General features: G+C 67.2%; 1 pseudogene and 1 other annotated feature. The pseudogene reads right to left on the bottom strand.

What is annotated here, in order from left to right:
* Positions 1 to 950, bottom strand: a pseudogene (locus tag RF637_RS13815) (IS3 family transposase); the annotation flags it as partial.
* Positions 517 to 651 (bottom strand) — a sequence feature (AL1L pseudoknot). It overlaps the preceding pseudogene by 135 nt.
* Positions 951 to 994: the final 44 nt, after the last annotated feature.

The raw sequence follows: 994 nt of genomic DNA, 5'->3' as shown, positions 1-994 counted from the left end.
TTGAGACCCCGCGTCGCTGTGACACCGCAGGTCCGCGTGGCGGTGACCTCTGGACCAGCGGGCCATCTCGATGGCGTCGAGGATCATCTCGGTGCGCATGTGCGACGCGACCCGCCACCCGACGATCATGCGGGAGAACGCGTCGATGATGAAGCACACGTACGCGACACCGGCCCAGGTCGCCACGAACGTCAGATCCGTCACCCAGAGCCGGTTCGGAGCGGTCGCGGTGAACTCCCGCTGCACCAGATCCGGGTGTCGCGCGGACGCCGGATCCGGCCTGGTCGTCTTCACCCGTTTCGAGCGCCTTGCGCCCTCGATCCCTGCCACCTTCATCAACCTCGCGGTCTGGTCGCGGCCGATCGCGATCCCCGCCCGCCGGGCCGCCTTCCAGAGCTTGCGGACCCCGTAGACCCGGTAGTTCGCCTCCCACAGCTCGACGAGCCGCGGGATCAGCTCCTCGTCCCGCTGGGCACGGGCGGACGGGGTGCGGGTCTTAGCGGCGTAGTAGCTGCTCGGAGCCACCTGCAACTGTCTGCAGATGAGCTCGACTCCGAGCCGGCGACCGTCGACGAGGTCGTCCTTGTTCGCGTCGATGAACGCGACTACTTCCGGTAGTGGCGGTCGAGCTCCGCCCCGAAGAAAGACGCAGCCCGCTTCAGCACCTCGTTGGCCCGGCGAAGCTCGCGGACTTCTTGCTCGAGCTCTTTCACCCGCTGCGCCTCCGCCGAGCTCACGCCGGAGGTGACACCCTCGTCGATGTCGGCCTGCTTCACCCACATCCGCACGGATTCGACCCCGTACCCGAGCTGCGTCGCGACTCGCTGCACGGTTCCTTGCGTGACCCCGAGCTCGGCCCGCAGCGTCCTCACCATCCGCACCGCGGCGGCCTTCTCCTCGTCCGAGTAGCGACGCGTCGTCGGCTTCCCATTCGCCAGTTCCTTCGGCATAACTCCATCCTCGTTTCCAAGGTCAGGAGCCTCCAACAAACTCA

This window comes from Kocuria sp. CPCC 204721 (genome assembly GCF_040980945.1).
Classification (GTDB): Bacteria; Actinomycetota; Actinomycetes; order Actinomycetales; family Micrococcaceae; genus Kocuria; species Kocuria marina.
This window is presented reverse-complemented; position numbering and strand designations above follow the sequence as displayed.